Origin of the sequence: Pontibacter sp. Tf4, assembly GCF_014212495.1 — a bacterium.
Classification (GTDB): Bacteria; Bacteroidota; Bacteroidia; order Cytophagales; family Hymenobacteraceae; genus Pontibacter.
In genome coordinates, this window is the sequence record NZ_JACKZC010000008.1 from 88,309 (window position 1) to 109,479 (window position 21,171).

3 protein-coding genes are annotated in these 21,171 nt (G+C 48.6%); 2 read left to right on the forward strand and 1 reads right to left on the reverse strand.

The annotated features are described in order from the left end of the window. Positions 1-28: 28 nt before the first annotated feature. Entirely contained in the window at positions 29-8,008 is a 7,980-nt protein-coding gene (locus tag H7F15_RS14235; RefSeq protein ID WP_185197659.1) for a T9SS type A sorting domain-containing protein, read from the reverse strand. Positions 8,009-8,816: 808 nt separating this feature from the next. Between H7F15_RS14235 and H7F15_RS14240 the strand changes: the two genes are divergently transcribed. After that, positions 8,817-11,390: a M14 metallopeptidase family protein gene (locus H7F15_RS14240; RefSeq protein ID WP_185197660.1), complete on the forward strand. Its 2,574-nt coding sequence runs from the start codon at positions 8,817-8,819 to the stop codon at positions 11,388-11,390. Between the two features lie 416 nt (positions 11,391-11,806). Further along, the gene (locus H7F15_RS14245; RefSeq protein ID WP_185197661.1) at positions 11,807-21,166 is read left to right on the forward strand and encodes a gliding motility-associated C-terminal domain-containing protein; all 9,360 of its coding nucleotides are present in this window, start codon (positions 11,807-11,809) and stop codon (positions 21,164-21,166) included. Positions 21,167-21,171 lie beyond the last annotated feature (5 nt).

Here is a 21,171-nt window from a genome sequence, read left to right on the forward strand (position 1 = left end):
TCCCTTTCTGCTTTAAACCCTAATAAGTTTACTGTTTAAATAATTTGAAGCTGTTAGTTGTTCCGTTATACCGCGTGGTGATGATGTACACACCGGCAGGCAGATCGGCCCCCAGATCGAGGGTAGTGGTGTTCTTGCCCTGCTCTACATTTATGTGTTTAACCAGCAGTTGTCGGCCCATAATGTTGGTTAGCGTTACCTCCATGGTAGTTGATTTCTCGGCATCCACTTCCAGTTTCACTTCCCGCTCAAATGGGTTCGGATACACCAGCACCTTGTTCACCGCTTCTCCGAAGGCCACGGCCACCGGTCCGTAGTAGGTGTATTTGCCATCCAGATCGAGCTGGCGCAGGCGGTAATGCCGCGTACCATGCTTGCCGTTCTCCTTATCCACGAACTCGTATTTCTGTTTTAAAGAAGACGTTCCGTTTTTAGAAGGCACAAACTGTAGTTGTCTGTAGCTCTTACCATCCTGCGACACCTGCACCTCAAAGCCTTTGTTGTCTTTCTCCGAAGCAGTCTCCCAGGTCAGTACCACCGCAGTGCCGCTACGCACCGCTTTGAAGTAGGTGAGTTCTACAGGGAGTGGGGTGATTGGTTCATCTGTGAAGAACTGGGTGAAGGAGTAACATGCCTCCAATGCCGTTGTAACTACAACTTTTACATCAAATACTGCATCTGTAGTTGGAGTCATAGTATAGCTATTGCCTTGGGTTGTTGCCACAGATTCACCCCATTCGTTAGTAGCAAGGCTACCTATGTACCAGGTATAAAATCTGATGTCAGCTGTTGGTATATCAGTTGTGGTTACAAAAGTTACTGGTTCATTAACCTTAATTGGATTTGTTTCACTGATAGGGCCATTTGCATTTTCAGCTTTTACAACCCCCGTAGCTACTTGTGTTGGTGTAATTGTAACGGTACCTGATCCTGATGCACTGGCACAACCCCTTGCATCGGTGACAACAACAGTATAGGTGCCCCCTACCGAAGTCTGGAAGCTTGCTGTTGTTGGTAGTGGTCCGGTCCAACCGGAAGGAACTGTCCAGGTATAGTTATAAGGTCCTGCTCCTCCATCTACAGTTGCTGCTACAGTAATGGTTGAGCCCTGGCATGTAGTCGGGCTATTTACAGTTACTGTTGGAAGTGGATTCACTGTTACTGTACTTGTAGCAGCAGCACTGCTTACACAAGATTTACTATCAGTAACACGGACTGTATACGTACCCGGAACTAAAGTCTGGAAGCTGGCAGTAGTTGGCACTGATCCTGTCCATTCAGCTGGTACAGTCCATGTGTAAGTATAAGGGCCTGTGCCACCGGCAGGAGTTGCTGTAACAGTTGCTGTTTGCCCTGCACATACAGTTGGGCTGTTTACTGTAACTGTTGGTAGTGCATTCTGTTTGATAACCGCGCTTCCACTCATGTTTGTGCTACACGCAGGTGTAGTGGCATACGCTGCAACTACAGTATAGGTAGTTGCCACTTTTGGAACTGTAAAGGTTAAAGGAGATCCTGTACCAGCTATAGTCTGCACGGTAGTAGCTCCATTCATTAAGGTATAGTTAACACCTGCCTGTGAGCCCGACAAAATCAGCGGGAATGTACCTGTAGCACCTGCACAATATTCAGCATTTCCAGTTAAATTAAATACTGTAAGTGCTGGTTTAACTGTTAGTGTACCGAGCGGTAGGGTTGTAGTTGTTTCGCAGGAGTTTGCTACAACTACACTTACCGGATAGGTACCTGCTGTTGCTGTACGTGGAGCACTTACTGTTAACGTCGGCACTGTGGTAGTATAGGTCATGCCGCCTACGTTCCAGGTGTAGTTTACCGTAGTTGGACCTGTTGTTGTAACAGGAGCATTAAACGTTGCAGAACCATTTAAACATATTGTCTGACTTTGATCAGTTGGAGTACCCGCTACTATATCGTTTACATTTACGATAACAGAGTTTGCTGAAGGCCCCTCGATACAGTTGCTCGAAGGAAGGTAACCTGTGATATTTGAAGTGAACTTCACTTCCACACGGTCACCATTTATAAAACCGCCAACAGATGCTGCATCCGTGGTAAACGTGAAAGTATTACCTGTGTATCCTGAAGAGTATAGCACGGTATTAGTGCGTATTAACACTACCTGCAGTTGCAGATTGGCTATAGCCCAGGGGAAGCCGGCACCAAGTGTTCCTGTAAATGTAACAGCACCACCCTGGCAAATCGGGTTCGGAGATGCGGTTATGTTTATAACATAGTTATCCAGTACAGCACTATACATTCTGTTGGATTCAATGCTTACAGGCCCGCACAGGTTACTGGATCTTACTTCTACTTCATAATAGTCCTGCGAGGAAAGGCCAGCATCACTTATAATATAAGCATCATTTTTCCTGTTTACTTCATCGTTCTTACCCCACTGGTATGTAAATGACCCAGGAGCTATTTTCCTTGCTTCCAGCGCAGGGCTAACAATTGGCTGGAAGAACCTGTAAGCCATTTCCTTTATTGACTGCGGTGTATTAGCCGGGAATGGGTAAGCCATGTTAGGCACAGGATAGCTACCACCACCTTTTGGTATTGGGTTACCGGCAGCATCTACCGGATTACCATCTGCATCAACCAGGTACGGATAGATTATTTCCCCTGGCTGCACATCTCTATATATTGCGGCAGTATAGGTTGTACCACCACCACCACGGCAGAACGGATGTGGGTTAGCTGTAATAACTGCTCTGTAAGTAGATTGGCGGACTGTTACAGTCTTAGAGACAACCGTAGTACATGATCCCTGGGTTCTGGTATATGTGATGGTATGCGTACCAGGTCCTATCGTGCAAGGGTTAAAGGATGTTGCAGTTGCTCCGTTTATTCTGAAGGTGCCACCGCTCGGAGTACCTGCAAGAGGCAGAGCCGCTTGTCCTGTATAAACATCCGCAAATTTACCGTCTCCGTCGCTGTCATTATCAGTACCTAACGAGAAGCTGGTTATAGTTGGTTTTGGATTAACTACAACTGGAACAGTCTGTGTGTTGGAGCACCCGTTCGCCGTTACAGTATATACATAGTTAACTGTTATAGCTGAATTAGTAGTGTTTACCAAAGTCTCACTAATACTTCCCGTTCCGGTAGCCGCAGGATTGCTTATACCTGCAATAGCAGCCCGGCTCCACGATGTAGTTGCTCCGGAAGGAGACACTGCAGGGCTATAGTTAAACACTGATTCACTACAGATCTGCGGAGCATTTGAAGGAATGTTGGTAAGCCTTGGTGTTGGATTTACTGTTATTGTAAAAGTACTTACAGTTCCAGCACATTCACCTGCAGTTGCAGTTACTCTTACAGTTGTGCTTATAGGAGCACCACTTGTATTAGTGGCAGTAAATGCTGGTATGTTACCAGTACCACTTGTTCCGAAACCTACGTTTGTAGATGAAGTCCAGGAGTATGTGGCACCTTCTATATCGCTTCTGAGGGTTGTTGCTGGAACAGCCGTGCCATTACAGTACGTTTGATTACTAATTGCACTTACTACCGGTCTTGGTTTAACAGTATATGTAACCTCATCTGAAGTGGAACATCCATTCGTGGTAACGGTCATGGTAAGTGTTACACTTCCAATACCTGTTATATCAACACGTTGTTTGTATTGCCAGTCATAACCGATAGAAACTGCAGTTATACCAGCATCTCTGCTTTTCTCGGTCCATTTTACATCTAGTGTTTGATCTGTGCCTCCACCACTACCACTGCCATCTCTCGTAAAGAAAGTTACTCCTGAAGCCGCTTGACATTGTTCTTGATCTGCCCCTGCGTTAGCAATTGGCATAGGATATATAGTTAATGTAACGTCTCTGCTTGCTGTGTTACAACTTGCTACTGTACTGCTTGATGACAAGCGCATAGTAACTGTACCAACCCCCGAAACGGTTACCTGCGTGCTGGTTGTATTAGGACTGCTAATATTACTAACTGTAGCACTTCCTGTAGTTCCGGCTACTGTCCATAAAGGATTACCATTGGTAACAGCACCTGTTAAATCAAAAACTGTCAGGTTGTTTGTTCCTACACATTTGGCAGCGGGGCTCGCAGAAGCAGCTGTTACAACTGGCTGCGGATTAACAGTAACAACTGTGGCCGCCGCTGTTCTGAACTCACATTGAGTTATGTTATCTGTTACACGAACAGTATAGCTGCCCGCTGTTGAGGCTGTATATTGCTGGTTAGTCGCGCCGCCAATTGCAGTTGTTCCATTAAACCATTGATAAGAATAGTTGCCCTGTGGCGCACTAAGAACTACTGAACCACCTTGGCAGAAAGTAGTAGGACTACCAGCCGTTATAGTAGCACTTGGCCGCGGATTTACAGTTAAAGTAATGGTACTATTGGCTGTAGTACACGCTGAAGCAGCATTTGTAGTTCGCAAAGTTATAGTAGCAGTACCTGTACCTGTTGCAACTATAGTTGCAGATGCTTGCCCAGAAGATGTGTCATAAACCGGATTCTGAATCTGGAAACTTGTATTAGAAGATATCCATTGTGCTGTTCCACCCGAGAATGTACCGCTTACAGAGAAGGATGTAGTATTTCCGGCTCCGATACATTTTGCCTGATTATCACCTGTGATAGATGCTACTGGCTGAGGAAGTACTGTAACACTTGTGGCCGAAGAAGTTTCAGTAAAACAACCTGTTGCGCTATTTGTCACTTCCACAGTGTAATTACCTGTTTCAGTAGCTGTATACTGCTGACCTGTACCTACTTCTTCTGTACCATTTAACCATCTATAAGTATACCCAGTACCCTGCGGAGCACTTAGCACAACTGAGCTACCTTTACAAAAAGTGGTAGGACCGCCAGCAGTTATAGTAGCGCTCGGCAGTGGATTTACAGTTAATGCAACAGTGCTATTGGCAGTAGTACAGCTTGTAGCGCTGTTAGTGGTACGTAATGTAATGTTACTGGTACCAGATCCTGTTGCTGTAACAGTTGCAGTAGCTTTGCCTGTAGTTGCATCATAAACAGGGTTACTGATCACAAAAGCAGGATTAGAACTCAGCCATTGCGCCGTGCCACCTGAAAAATCTCCTGTAACTGAGAATGTAGTCGTATTTCCGGCGCCTATACATTTCTGTTCGCTACTGCTGGTTATAGTTGCAACTGGTTGTGGCAATACTGTTATCTTAACCTTAGCAGAAAGTTTAGAACAATCTTCAACCAGGTTAGTTACCTCAACTTGATAATCACCACTTTCATTTGCAATGTATGTTTCACTGGTTTCATTAGGAATTTCTACATCATTCTTAAACCACTTATAAGTATAAGGGTTCTCAGAATCTGGTGATTTATTGGCACTTAGTTTTACATTGCCCCCCTGACAGAAAGTACTTGTACCTGTTAATGTGATATTCGCCTCGGTAGGTAATTCTGCTACAATTACAGTTAGTGTTTCAGAAGTTTGCTGGCAACCGTTCTGGTTTGTAACTACCAGATAATAATCTCCTGATGTTGTAGCTACATAATCTCTATCTGTAGATACTTCAGAATTATTGGCCGCATCAAACCACTGATATGTAAATGTATCTGTGTTAGGCAGCGCAGTAGGCACAAGCACAACCGAATTGCCTTCGCAGAACTGCAACGGACCTGTAGGAGTTATACTAACTGTTGGTAATGGATTTACTGTAACTGAAACAGGGTCTGAAGGGGCGCTTGTACAGCTGTTACCATCTGTTACCTGCACACTATAGTTACCACCGGCATTCACTACTATCGATTGTGTGGTAGCGCCATTGCTCCAAAGCCAGGAAGTTCCTCCCTGGGCTGTAAGCGTTACGGTGCCGCCTTCGCAGAAAGTGGTTGGACCACCAGCTTGTATAGAAGCTACTGGTAATGGGTTAACAGTAACATTTACAGGTACAGATTCAACACTGGAACAACCGTTAGCATCCGTAACTACCACCGTAAACGTACCGCTCTCATTTACTGAAATAGATTGTGTAGTAGCGCCATTACTCCACAGCCACGAAGCCCCGGCACTTGCTGTCAGGGTAACTGAGCCGCCCTGGCAAAAAGTGGTAGGCCCATTTGGGGTAATAGTTGCTACAGGTTTCGGATTTTCGGTTACTGTAACAGGTGCAGACGGAGCGCTGGTACAGCTATTGGCATCTGTTACCTGTACAGTATAAGTACCACTGGCATCTACAGTAATTGATTTGTTAGTTGAGCCATTACTCCATAAGAAAGAAGTACCGCCTTCAGCTGTTAACGTAACCTGGCCACCTTCACAAAAAGTTGTAGGTCCGCTGGTGGTTATAGTGGCTGTTGGCAAGGGGTTTACCTTTATCTCAACAGGGTCAGATGTGCGCGGGCAGTTGTTTTGGCCTGTAACTGTTACAGTATATACCCCGGCAGTAGTAACTGTCAGGGTCGGGCTGTTGGTACCAACCGGGGAAGTAGCGCCTCCTACGGTTGTACCTCTAAACCACTGATAGGTATAAACATCGCCTGCCGGAGCAGTCGCAACGCTTAATACCTGGCTGGAACCTTCGCAAATGGCCGGAGAATCATAAGCAATAACTGCTATAGGTGTAGGTAATACAGTGACATCAAAAGAAGCTGTACTTCTTGCGTTACAGGCGTTAGATGCAGCAACCGAAATAGTAACTTTACCTGAAGCAGGTACTTCAGGCTCAAATCTGACAATGGCTGGGTTTGCTGTTGGGGTTAATACCCCTGCCCCCTGCGTCACACTCCAGCTATAGTTCGTAAAACCTGATGGCGCTTCATAAATCACATCCTTACCTGCACATACCTGTCTTTCGCCAACTATTGTGGCTGCGCTCATAGCAGGATTAACAACAAGTGTTTGAGAGTTTGATATATTGTTTGATGGCGGTGCCGGGTTAAGTACTGTAATGATACGGTTACCGGCGAGCACCAAATCTGACGCAGGTATAGCTACCTGTAGTTGTGTAGAGCTTATATAAGTTGTAGTTCTGCTGGCACCATCTACGCGTACAACAGAACCTCTCTCAAAATTTGTACCTGTAACTGTTAAAGTAAAACCATTAGCGCCTTGTGTAACGCAATTGGCAGGCAGAGCCGCCAAGGTTGGTGTTTTGCTGTTAATATTAAAAGCATTACTGGTAGCAGACGTTAAACCACTACCAGACGCTGTTAGAGTATAACCCGTACCAGCTGCATCTATTCTGTAGCCCGAGAAAGTAACAACACCATTCGCAGTTGTTGCAGTACCCCCTGTAAGAGAACCCGAAACAGGATTATTGCCAATAGCAAGCGCTACCGTATTGTTAGCAGTCGTAACTCTAGTCCCAAACTGATCTTGTATGGCTGCTTGAAAAGATGGAATAGGTGTGTCAGTATCTGTATTTGAGGGTTGTGAAATAAAGGCCAGCTTTCGTGGTGCACCAACTACTTGGGATATAGTTTGGGACAAGACAGTTGGAAGGCCACTTACTACAGCACCATTTGCAACACCTATCATTATACTGCCTGTTGCAGGTAAGTTAGCTCCATCAAGCGCCTGAATAGCTACCCCCTCAATATCTATTCTCTCCTTTTTATTAGTATTGTTTACACTTAATGGAATTGTTATAGTTGTTCCGTTCGGGCCAAATGTAGCATTGCCCGTTGATATATTGGGAGTACCAGTATCATTATTTAGAGTGACCGGCGCATTGACTGCTGAAGTCCGGAATCGCCAACCGGCAGGTGCAATTAGAACTATGTTTCCACTACTGGCAAAATCGTTTGCATTAGCTTCAGCAATAGTGATAATTCCAACAGAGGTATAAGTTGGGGTAGTTAACGTAGCGTTAGCTGCTAAATCAGCTGATATGGACATGGTGCTATTTCCTGTAGTAGTAACACCAACAGCCGCCTTCAGATAAGCTGCCGAAATTATGATAAGAAACAGTGTGGCGATTCCGACCGTGAACCGGTTCGTGTTACGGATTTCAGAAATCAGATGCGTAAAACTTTTTTTCATGGGGTTAAAGACTTTGGGATTAAAGCGATGTTTGGGTTTGGATGGGCGTGACTCCCGGGTTGGGCTGAGGCGGTGTGGTAGCAAAAAGGCAATACAAAGCCAGCCACCCTTATAAAAGGTGGCTCTCATGTGGTCTATAGCTGGCAACTACAGTCCGGAAATATTACATAAAGGGCTTATCTGGTGGCTGAAAACAGGAGTCCTTCGGACGCTCGATCACATACCTACAAATTTGTATAAAAGCTTCAAAGTATAAGTGCATCATATTTTATCATCAACTAAAGTTCTAAATATTATAGCTATAGTACATAATAAACATAGTTTTGTTGCATTTTTATATAAATTTTTAAAGCTTATATTTTAATTAGCGAACTATTGTGCAATTAATATTGTATTATACATCTATATATAACTATATTAATACAAAACAGATGTATACAATTTATTCGGGCAGATCAATAACAGATTGGATATATATGATAAATTATATTTTATCTATTCTAAAAACATAGAATAATGAACTGAATCCTGATCAGGCGCTCCTATAGTTACAGAAGTCGATTTTTCAGTGTGGGGCAAGCCTTGACAGGTAACGCTATAGTTCGGGATCTGAGAACAAAGATCAGCTGGACTCGCAACTATAGCTTATAAAAAAACGGTGCAAAAACGGGCATCACGAAACAGGCCTTCAGCACAGACACCCCTGGAGAACAAGCTAATACCGATGCAAACAGTTATTTGCAAAAGCCTGCATAAAACAGCAAATTGCAGTAACTTAAAAACTAACCTTTACTTTCTTAACTCACCCATGAAGAAACTGTACACACTCGCTGTTACAGCACTCCTCGTTTGCAGCCAATGGGCACAGGCACAGACGCCGCTCTCGTATTACCTGCCCCAGGATGTAACCTACAATAAAAACGTACCTACTCCCCGGCAGCTACTTGGCTACGATGTAGGCGAATGGCATGTGAGCCACGACCAGCTTGTAACTTACATGCAGCGCATAGACCAGGCTTCGGACAGAATCACGATGACGGAGTATGGCCGCTCTCACGAAAACCGCCCGCTCTACCTGCTTACCATCACCTCGCCGGAAAATCACCAGAACATAGAGCAGCTGAAAGCACAGCACAGGCAACTGACCGACCCAGCCAACTCCGGCAAACTGGATATTAAAAACATGCCGGCGGTAGTGTGGATGGGCTATAGTGTGCATGGCAACGAGCCAAGCGGAAGCAATGCCGCCCTGCTGGCTGTTTACCACCTGGCCGCTGCACAAGGACCGGAAATTGATAAACTGCTGAAAGAAACCATTATCCTGGTTGACCCTGCCATTAACCCCGATGGCCTGAACCGTTTTGCGAGCTGGGTAAACACCAACCGCGGCAAAAATCTGGTAACCGACCCAAACAGCTCCGAATTTAACGAAGTGTGGCCGCGTGGCCGAACCAACCACTACTGGTTCGACCTTAACCGCGACTGGCTGCCGTTGCAGCACCCGGAGTCGCGGGGTAGGCTGGCCAAGTTCCACGAGTGGAAACCGAATGTGCTAACCGACCACCACGAAATGGGTACCAACTCCACATTCTTCTTCCAGCCGGGTATACCCAGCCGAAATAACCCGCTTACACCCGAAAACAACTTTAAGCTCACACAAAAAATAGGCACCTACCACGCCAAAGCACTGGATAAAATAGGCTCGCTGTACTATAGCGAAGAGAGCTTCGATGACTTTTATTATGGCAAGGGCTCTACTTACCCAGATGTGAATGGCGCTGTGGGCATCCTGTTCGAGCAGGCAAGCTCCCGTGGCCATGCGCAGGAAAGCATCAACGGTGTACTTACTTTCCCGTTCACTATCCGTAACCAGTTTGCTACCACGCTTTCTACCCTGGAAGCTTCTCTGGCTATGCGCGAAGAACTGCTGGCCCACCAGCGTGATTTCTACAAACAGTCACTTAACGAAGCCAAGAAAGCGGGTACCAAGGCTTACATTTTTGGCTCTGAAAAAGATCCTGCACGCGCTTACCACCTGGCAGACATCATCCGTCAGCACCAGATCGAGATCTACCAGCCTAAGGAAACTATAAAAGTAGGCAACACCAATTATAGCCCTGGCAATGCATACATAGTACCACTGGAGCAGCCACAGTACAAGCTAATAGAGGCGATGTTTGAGAAACGCACCAAATTTCAGGACAGCCTGTTTTATGATATTTCGGCATGGACCTTTCCGCTTGCCTTTGACCTGGAGTACAGTGCGCTTACCAGCAAAAACTATAGACCAAACCAGTTAGGCGAACGGGTTACCAACCCACAGCTGCCAACCGGCAAAATTACCGGCGGCCAGAGCACGTATGCCTATGCTTTTGAGTGGAAAGATTACTATGCTCCGCGTGCCCTGAATACCCTGCTGAACCGTGGCATACTGGCAAAAGTGGCAACCGATAAATTTACCGGCAACGGCAAGGCCTTCAACTATGGCACTATCCTGATACCAGTGGCCGGCCAGCCTGTTTCGGGGGCAGAGCTTTACAAATTGCTGGAACAGACCGCTGCGGCAAACGGCATAGAAATACACGCCATGGCTACCGGCCTGAGCAGCGAAGGCATAAAACTGGGCAGCCCGATGATGCTGAACCTGCGCAGACCAAATATTATGCTGCTGACCGGCGACGGCGTTAACAGTAACGATGCCGGCGAAGCATGGCACCTGCTCGATAACCGTTTCGATATAAAGACCACCCTGATGACGGCCGACAACTTTAACCGCGTTAACCTGAGCCGTTACAACGTGCTGGTGATGGCCGATGGCACTTATAACGATATATCGAAGGACAAGCTACGCAGCTGGGTACAACAGGGCGGCACTGTTATAGGCATGGGCGATGCCATAAAATGGCTGGCCAGCAACGGCATCAGCAACGCAACTATAAAAGAGAGCAAAGACACGCCGGCAGCCACACGTAAGTCCTATGCCGACCTGAGCAACGAGACCGGAGCCCAGGTTATTGGCGGCGCTATTTTTGAGACTACCCTGGACCTGACGCACCCGCTGGCTTATGGTTACACCGATAAGCAGTTACCGATCTTCCGCAGCAATACCTTGTTCCTGGAGCCATCCAAGAATCCGTATGCCAACCCGGTTATGTATACTGCTAAGCCTCTTATGGCTGGTTACATTTCGAAGCAAAACCTGGAGCAGGCTAAGAACTCTGCCGCAGTAGCTGTAACTGCCATCGGTTCCGGTAAAGTGATTGCCATGCCGGATAACCCGAACTTCAGAGCATTCTGGTACGGCACTAACAAGCTATTTCTGAACAGCATTTTCTTCGGCAACATTATCAACGGCAGCTCGGCACGCGCCGACGAGGAATAACTATAGTTTTACCTGAAACAGAAAGCCCGGGCCGCAATGCCCGGGCTTTTGTTTTGTGCTATAGTTGCCGGTTTTGGTCCATGCCACAAAATGCAATTCCGCACTTCTTACATACCACCAAATTCATATAAACATAGTCCTAATTACTAATCTAACCTTTTATTCCTTTTAATTCTAAATCTTATATATTAAGATTAGCTTATCTATTAATTATCAGCACACTATCACAATAAAATATACTTCTACTGAAACTATATTTTAGTATTATTGCTTTCTGATTCAACTTTAAATTTCAAGATATTATACAAATTAGGTTATTGACACATCAAACATAACAGTTCCTGATGGGGCCAATAATTAATACCCTTATTGTGCAATTTTGAAAATAAACTGAAAAGCCATTCCACTTTTAGCTTATGAGAATACTTTTACTGCTGCTGTTAACATTTTGGTTCATCGGTTTTTCCCCCTCTGCATTTTCGCAGGGGCAGGCCTGCCAGACCCCGGAAGTAACGTTGCCCGGACCGCAACGCTATTGTGGCCCCACCACTATAAACTTCAGTGCTACCAACCCAAAGCACCAACCTGTTTATACTGCCAATGGTGGAGCACAAGCCGACCTTAGGTATAGCTGGCGCCTGAACGGGGTTGAAGTATCTGTACTGCCCTACCCGAGCATTAACTTTCCTACACCGGGTCCGCAAACTATAACCGTTACAATAAGCAAACTGTGCGGTGAGTCGGCTACGGCAAGCCAGGTAATAACAATAGAAAAAGTACCGGATGCCCCTAACGTGGAAAGTATAGCGGTGTGTACGGGCAGCAATGCAACGCTCTGGGTAAATAACCCGAATCCTAACCTGATCTACACCTGGTACGACAGCAACAATAACTACCTGGTTTCGGGTACGTCGTATACCAAAACCAATGTAACAAACGCTACAGTGTACATCGAGGCCTCTACGGCTTCGGGCTGTAAATCTCCCCGCACTACAGCAACTATAACCTCTACCCTAACAAACGGTAACGCCACCGTTCTGAACGGGAACCAGGAAATATGCGCCGGTACCAAACCTGCCACTATAACTGGCAATGCACCGCAGAACATGACGTTCCAGTGGTTGCAGAGCACGACCGGCCCTAACAGCGGTTACAGCCCGATCTCCTCAGCTACGGATAAGGATTATTCTCCCCCGCCACTTTATGTTACTACCTGGTACAAAAGAATTGCTTATAACGTAGGTTGCGGCGAAGAGACCAACCCGGTTAAGGTAACCGTAACACCGATGCCGCCTACCCCTATCGTAATGGACGCATTGGTTTGCTATGGCAGCAGAGCAACCTTTACTGTTACCAATAACGATGGCAACACCGTTTATAACTGGTATGGCTCGCCAACCAGCACACAGCTTTTAGGCTCCGGACCTACCTTTGTAACACCAACTATAGTTACAGGGCCCGTTTCATATTATGTCGAAGCCACCACTACCGCTCAAACCAACTGCTTCAGCAGCCAGCGGGTAGAAGTAAAGGCTAACTCCACGCCACCTATCACCAACAACACCATTGGCAGCAACCAGGCACTGTGCACCGGCGGTAAGCCAGAGCCACTTACAGGCTCTACCCCGGCTGGCGGCGGCGGCGCCTATATTTACCAGTGGCAGCGCAGCACCGACGGCACCACCTATACCGATATACCGGGAGCCAATGCGCAGGAGTACGCCCCATCATCCCTGACTACTACAACCTGGTACAGAAGAATGGTGAAAGGTGCCAGCACCTGCCCTGCTACCTATAGCAACGTGGTGCTGATAACGGTTACACCCATGCCGGCATCTATAGATGTGGCAGAGCCGATGATCTGTTATGGCTCAACGGCTACCATGACCGTTCTGAATCCTGATCCGGGCTTTACCTATAGTTGGTATGATGTGGAAGCAGGCGGAACAGTGCTTGCAACCGGTACATCCTATACCACTGTTGCGCTTACTACCAGCAAAACCTACTATGTAGAAGCTACTGCTGTGTCGGGATGCTACTCTACGCGCCGCGCCGTTAATGTAACGGTAACGCCATTGCCGGCGGCTCCTACAGCAGCTAATGTTACGGTTTGCGAAGGCAACAGCGCTACCCTGGCCGTTAACCCTACCGATGCCACTATCTTCTACAGATGGTACGACAGCAACCAAAAGCTACTGGCCACCGGCATCAACTATAGCACTGGCCCGCTTACTGCAAATGCTACGTATTATGTAGAAGCCGTTACCAAAGCATCGCCGGGATGCGCCAGCCCTAAAACTATAGTTCAGGTAACTGTAACACCGGCTATCACCAACAACTCACTTACTTCGGATCAGTCTATCTGTAGTGGTGCTACTCCTGCAGCCTTACAGGGTTCGTTACCGGCCGGCGGCGGTGGTGGCTTTACGTACCAGTGGGCATCTTCCGAAGATGGCAGTCTGTTCCAGAACATTGCAGGTGCTACCGGTAAAGACTATGGCCCTGGGGCGCTCACAAAAACTACCTGGTATCGCAGAACGGTATTTGCTTCGGGTAACTGCACGCCTTCGGTAAGTAACGCGGTAAAGATCACCGTAAATCCATTGCCTGCGGCACCAACTGCCCAGAGCCGCAACATCTGCACCGGCACAGCTACCACCTTAGAGATCAATGCTCCGAATGTCAACTATAGCTATAAATGGTACAGCACTCCAACCGGCGGAACAGCCCTAAGCACCGGTACCAGCTATAACACCGGCATCCTGACATCGAACAAAACCTATTACGTTGAAGCTATTTCGGAGTCGGGTTGCGTGAGTACTGCGCGTGGATCGGTTACAGTTACCGTTACGCCATTGCCAGCCATACCGGAAGCCGATAATGCCGCAATCTGTGCCGGAAGTACAACCGTATTAGCTGTTCTGGGCCCGGATGCTAACCTGACGTACCGTTGGTATGATGCTGAAACGGACGGCACCCTGCTGGCCACCGGCACCAACTATACCACCGAGATCTTAACAGAAAACAAAACTTATTACTTAGAGGCAGCAACTATAGGCGGTTGCACCAGCCCCGACAGAAAAGCAGTTTATGTTACCGTAACGCCACTACCAGCCACTCCGGAAGTTGATAACACCACCGTGTGCGCAGGCGATGCTGCTGTATTGTTTGTAAAGAACCCTGACCCGACAGCAACATATAACTGGTATTCTGGCGGAACGCTTTTATCATCAGGAGTTACATTTACAACACCAATTCTGGGAAGCAGCACTACGTTCCAGGTGGAAGCTGTAGCCAACACCAGCACAGCCTGCACCAGCCCGTCGCAAAGAACAGTTATAGTTACCGTAACACCTAACATCGGCAACAACAGCATTTCTACTAACCAAACGATCTGCAGCGGTGGCACGCCCGGTACTTTAACCGGAACCACCCCAACGGGCGGCAGCGGAACCTATACTTACCAATGGGAGCGCAGCGAAGACGGCACCAACTTCTCAGCTATAGCCGGCGCCAACAATGCAGCGTATACACCCGCTTCGTTAACAATAAGCACCTGGTATCGCCGCAAAGTAAAATCAGCAACCGGTTCGTGCCCGGAGCATGTGAGTAATGTGGTGAAGGTGACGGTTTCTCCGCTTCCGGCAACACCTATAGTTGCCAGCACTACTATCTGCGCCGGCGAATCTACGAAGTTAACTATAACATCTCCGGATGCAGCCTTAACTTACAAGTGGTATACTTCAGCGACCAGTGCCACTCCTATTGGCGTAGGCCCTACGTTAACCACCGAAACATTAACAGCTACCACTACCTATTATGTAGATGCGACAAGCAGCGCAGGTTGTGTGAGCGGCAGAAGAGCGGTTACGGTAACAGTTAAGCCTCAGCCAGCCACACCACAGGCACAGGACAGAACAATATGTGCTGGTCAGAAAACCACGCTTTCAGTTACAGCTCCGGACCCAACCATGACCTACCGCTGGTACAACGTAAACGGCGACCTGCTGACAACCGGAACAACTTACACGACCGAGATTTTAACAAACAGCACCACCTACTTTGTAGAAGCATCCACAGTTACTAGCCCGGTTTGCACCAGCACACGCAAGGCCGTTATAGTTACCGTTAGCCCTGTACCAACGGCTCCGGTTGCCTCGGATGCTACCATCTGCACCGGCACAGCAACCGACTTAGCGGTGCAGTCGCCGGATGTGAACCTGGTGTACAACTGGTATACTTCGCCAACGGGTGGATCGCCAATCGCAACAGGGACTACCTTTAACACCGGCACGCTTACATCAAACAGAATTTATTACCTGGAAGCAGCCACTACTGCAGGTTGTGTTAGTCCGCGTGTGCAGGTTACCGTAACAGTTACGCCACTGCCAGCCACCCCAACTGCCGAAAGTACTACGGTTTGTGCTGGTTCGCCTGCTACGTTAGCGGTTAAAGACCCGGATGCAACACTTACCTACAGATGGTACACCGCAGCCTCAGGCGGCACCTTACTGGCAACCGGAAAAACATACGCTATCAACTCAGTTACTACGTCTACCACGTTTTATGTAGAAGCCGTGACGGAAGGCGGTTGCGCCAGCACGTCGCGCAGTGCGGTAAGCGTACAGGTTACGCCATTGCCAGCTACGCCAGATGCCGACAACGCCATTATTTGTGCCGGCGACAATGCCACACTTTGGGTGAAGAATCCGCAGCCGGGCATTATTTACCGCTGGTACGAAGGTGGCGTTATAGTTGCCACCGGTATCTCATTTACAACAGACATCTTGGGTTACAGCCAGACCTACCAACTGGAAGCGGTTACCAATACAGCCACAGCCTGTGTTAGCCCTTCCCGCAGAACAGTATCGGTTACGGTTACGCCACCAATTACCAACAACAGCATCTCTGCAAACCAGACCATCTGCAGTGGCGGCACTCCGGCACAAATTAACGGCACCCTGCCAGCAGCCAACGGCAGCGACTTTGCTTACCAGTGGGAACGCAGCGAGAACGGCACCAACTTTACAACTATAGCCAACGCCACCGGTCAGCACTTTGCACCGGGTGTGCTTACAGCTACTACCTGGTACCGCAGAAAAGTAAAAACAGCCAGCGGCACCTGCCCTGAACACTATAGCAATGTGGTGCAGATAACTATAGAGCCGATACCAGCTACACCACTTGCCGATAACAGAAACATTTGTGAAGGAACTACCGCAACACTGAACGTAACGGCACCGGATGCCAACCTGACTTACCGCTGGTACAATGTAGCCACAGGCGGAAGCAGCATTGCTACCGGAGCATCTTACACCACAGCTATACTTACCAGCTCCGCTACTTATTATGTAGAAGCAGTTAGCTCAAATGGTTGCTCCAGCGCACGTAAGGCTGTTACAGTTACCGTTTCGCCGATGCCGGCTTTAGCGCAGGTAGATGACAAAACGATCTGTGCAGGCAGCTCAACTACCTTAACTATAGTTTCTCCAACCCTGAGCTATACTTACAGATGGTATGATTCCGGTGGACTATTACTGGCAACAGGCACATCGTTCACCACACCGGTACTTAACAGCAATGCGATCTACTATGTAGAGGCTACCACAGGCGGCACACCAGCCTGCGCCGGTCCACGTAAAGCCGTGGCTGTTAATGTTACGCCGCTTCCGGCTGTGCCAGTAGCCAACAATGTTACGGTTTGCTCGGGTACACCTGCTACCTTAACTATAAGCGCTGTTGCTTCTGATGTTACCTACAATTGGTACACGGTAGCCACAGGCGGCTCTCCGGTTGCCACAGGCAGCAGCTACACCACCAGCTCGCTTACATCCAACAGAACTTATTATGTAGAAGCTGTATCGACTTACGGTTGTGTGAGCCCGTCGCGCAGGGCCGTTACGGTTACGGTTACGCCGCAGCCAGCCATGCCGGTAGCGCAGGACCTGACCATCTGTGCCGGTGAGCACATCACCCTATCAGTTTCTAACCCTGATGCAACGCTAAACTATAGATGGTTTGATAAGAATGGCGCGCCACTGGCCACAGGTATCAGCTACCAGCCAACCGAAGCCATTACTGCAAACACTACATATTACGTGGAAGCCGCCACGCAAACATCGCCGAGCTGCACCAGCCCGCGCGAAGCCGTAAATGTGACGGTTACGCCGTTGCCGGCTGCTCCGGTTGCCAGTGATGTGAGAGTTTGTGCCGGCAGCACCGCTACCCTGTATGTACAGAACGCCACGCCAACTATAGTTTACAACTGGTACGACGACAGCGAAACCTTGGTAGCAACCGGATCAACCTATACAACGCCAGCTCTTTCAACTGATGCTGTATATTACATCGAAGCAGTTACCGCATCAGGTTGCGTGAACCCGGCCAGAACTATAGTTACCGCTTATGTTACCCAACAGATCTCGAACAACACGCTTGTATCAGGCAACCAGATGATCTGCAGCGGCGATACGCCGGCGCTTATAATTGGATCGTCGGCGATGAGCGGCAGCGGTACCCTAACCTACCAGTGGGAAAGCAGCGAAGACGGTATCAACTATAACCAGATACCAAACGCTACCGGCCGCGATTACCAGCCGGGCGCACTTTACGTGCCAACCTGGTTTAGAAGAGTAGCATCCGTACCGAACGGAACCTGCCCAGCCCAGCGCACGAACATCATAAAAGTAACAACCTTATCTGCTCCAACTACACCACAGGCCAGCAACACTACCATTTGCGCCGGTTCTAAAGCAACATTGTCTATCACATCTCCGGAGCCGGGCATGACCTATCGCTGGTTCAGTGTAGCAAGTGGCGGCAACAGCCTGCAAAGCGGTCAGTTCTTTACGGTGGATGGCTTAACAACAGAAACAACTTACTATGTTGAAGCCGTGAACGGTGGCGGTTGCGTGAGCCCGCGTAAGGCAGTAACAGTATTTGTTACACCATTACCAACTACTCCGCAAGCTGCCGACAGAGTGATCTGCTCCGGCGAGCGCACTACCTTAACCGTAACCAACCCGGATCTGAAACTGAACTATAGATGGTTTGACGGAAACGGCGTGCTGGTAGGAAATAACTCATCGTTCCAGACGCCAGCCCTTACCCAGAACACCGTTTATTATGTAGAAGCATACACCACTACTGCCCAAAGCTGCACCAGCCAGCGCAAGGCCGTTACGGTAAGTGTGCAGCAGCTGCCAGCAGCACCGGAAGTAGATAATGCTATAGTTTGCGCCGGAAGCGGTATTACCCTAACTATAAACCAGGCCAGCGCTGAGTTTACTTACAAATGGTACATTGCTGCAACCGGCGGAATTCCTGTACACAGCGGCACTGCTTATGACACAGGCATCCTTACTTCAGACAGAACTTACTTTGTAGAGGCGATCAACACGGCATCTGGTTGTGTGAGTGCCCGAACAGCTGTTACAGTACGTGTAGCTGCATTACCGGAAACCCCGATGGCAGCCAACGTAGCTATCTGTGCCGGCCAGACGGCTGTAGTGCAGGTTACGCAGCCTGATGAAACCTATAGTTACAGATGGTACAACAGCGCAGGTCAGCTGCAGGCAACCGGCGACAGCTATACAATAAAAGGCCTGACAGAAAGTGCGACCTATTATGTAGAAGCAGTAACGGGTGCAGGTTGCGCCAGCCCGAGCCGTAAAGCAGTTGTGGTTAGTGTTACACAGTTACCAGCTGTACCGGCCGTATCCAACGCTTCCATCTGCTCCGGCGAAACAGCAACCCTCTTTGTAAAGAACCCTGATCCGGCGCTTCAATACAGATGGTACAGCGACGCTGCCGGCACTGTTTCTATCGGCTCCGGTATCTCGTTCACTACAGAGGCCTTGTATTCCAGCAAATCCTACTACGTAGAAGCAGTAAACAGCTCAGGCTGTACCAGCACCACCCGGGTGCAGGCAAATGTGCTGGTAGTAAGCAAACCGGGTCTTCCGGTAGCAGATGACGCCACGATATGCGCAGGCAGCACAGCCACGCTGAAAGTTATCGCCCCGGACCCTGAACTGATTTACAGATGGACAGATGCCAATGGTTACTTGTTAGAGACCGGTACATCGTACACCACACTTCCGTTATCATCTAAAGCCGTATTCTATGTAACTGCTTACAGAGCCATCCCGGAATCAGCTGGTCAGTATTGCGCCGGCCCATCCGAAGCGGTAACAGTTAACATTACAACGGCCATCTCGAACAACACTGTAACCGGTGCGCAAACCATTTGTAGCGGCACAACACCAACACAGATACAGGGTTCTTTGCCGGCTGGTATAGGCGCTGCCACACCTGCTTACCAGTGGGAGCGCTCTAACGACGGTGTAAACTTTGTGAGTATTGTAGGAGCCTACGCACAGAACTATACCGAGAATGCACCGCTTACCCAGGATACCTGGTACCGAAGAAGAGTAAGAGTGGCAGGACCTTGCGGCGAAAGTGTAAGTAATGCAGTAAGAGTAACTGTAACACCACTGCCAGCCACACCGGTTGCCGAGAATGTAACGATCTGTGCCGGAACAACGGCTACCTTACGGGTTACTGATCCATCTACAAGTGCTTCAGGTGTAACGTACCAGTGGTTCTACACCGCATCAGGCGGAAGACCTATTGCTACCGGAATCAGCTTTGCGACACAGCCACTTTACACAAGCACTACTTACTATGTAGAAGCTATGAACGGTACAGGCTGTGCCAGCAGCACCCGCCGTGCGGTAACGGTAACGGTAAATCAGCTGGTAACCGACAACACCATCAGTGCACCGCAAACGATCTGTAGTGGTAGCACACCGGCAGCGCTTACCGGTTCTGTAGCCTTCGAAGCTGGTGAGCCTTATACCTACCAGTGGCAGCAAAGTGTGGATGGCGGTAACTTCACCAACATCTCCGGGGCAACCGGCCAGCACTACGCTCCTACCGAGAAACTGACAAGAGCTGTTTGGTACCGTCGTGTGGTTCGCTCTTCAGGCCCTTGCGCCGATCATATCAGTAATGCCGTGAAAATGGATGTAGTGCCATTACCAATCGTGCCAAGTATCGCTTCGGCATCTATTTGCCCGGGTGCTACAGCTACCCTGCAGGCAACAGGCCTGATGCCTGGCACACGACTGGAGTGGTACGATGCACCGAAAGGTGGTACTTACTTAGGCGAAGGTACTACCTTCAGAGCGACACCATACAGCACGACATCTTACTGGGTGCAGGCCGTGAACAGCAACAACTGCGAAAGCGCCGCCCGCTACGAGGTAAAAGTAACAGTTGTGGAGCCGCAGGCTAATGTTAGCGGAGATGTAACGATAAGAGAGGGACGTTCTACCAAGTTGGTGGCAACCGGTGGCACTACCTATAGTTGGTCGCCAGCCATTGGCCTTACCGACCCAACCAGCGCCACGCCATTGGCTAACCCGGAGAAAACCACCACCTACACAGTAACCATCGCCACTCCGGAAGGCTGCCAGGCTACGGCATCGGTAACGGTAACGGTTGTGCCGGCTATCGTTCCGATGAACGCCATGACACCAAACGGCGATGGTATAAACGATGTGTTCCATGTGGAGAACCTGGATAAGTACCCGGATTGCAGAGTGGAGATATTCACCCGTTGGGGCGAGAAGATCTACGAAAGCAAAGGCTACTCCGAGCCATGGAACGGTACCCGCAACGGTAAACAATTACCATTGGGCGCTTACTACTACATCATTTACCTGTCGAAAGACGAAGCACCAATTTCAGGAAGTATCACCATCATTAAATAATGCCA

Excerpts from the sequence above, each read along its gene's own strand:
- H7F15_RS14235 (WP_185197659.1), bottom strand. The coding sequence starts at position 8,008 with ATGAAAAAAAGTTTTACGCATCTGATTTCTGAAATCCGTAACACGAAC.
- H7F15_RS14240 (WP_185197660.1), top strand. The coding sequence starts at position 8,817 with ATGAAGAAACTGTACACACTCGCTGTTACAGCACTCCTCGTTTGCAGC.
- H7F15_RS14245 (WP_185197661.1), top strand. The coding sequence starts at position 11,807 with ATGAGAATACTTTTACTGCTGCTGTTAACATTTTGGTTCATCGGTTTT.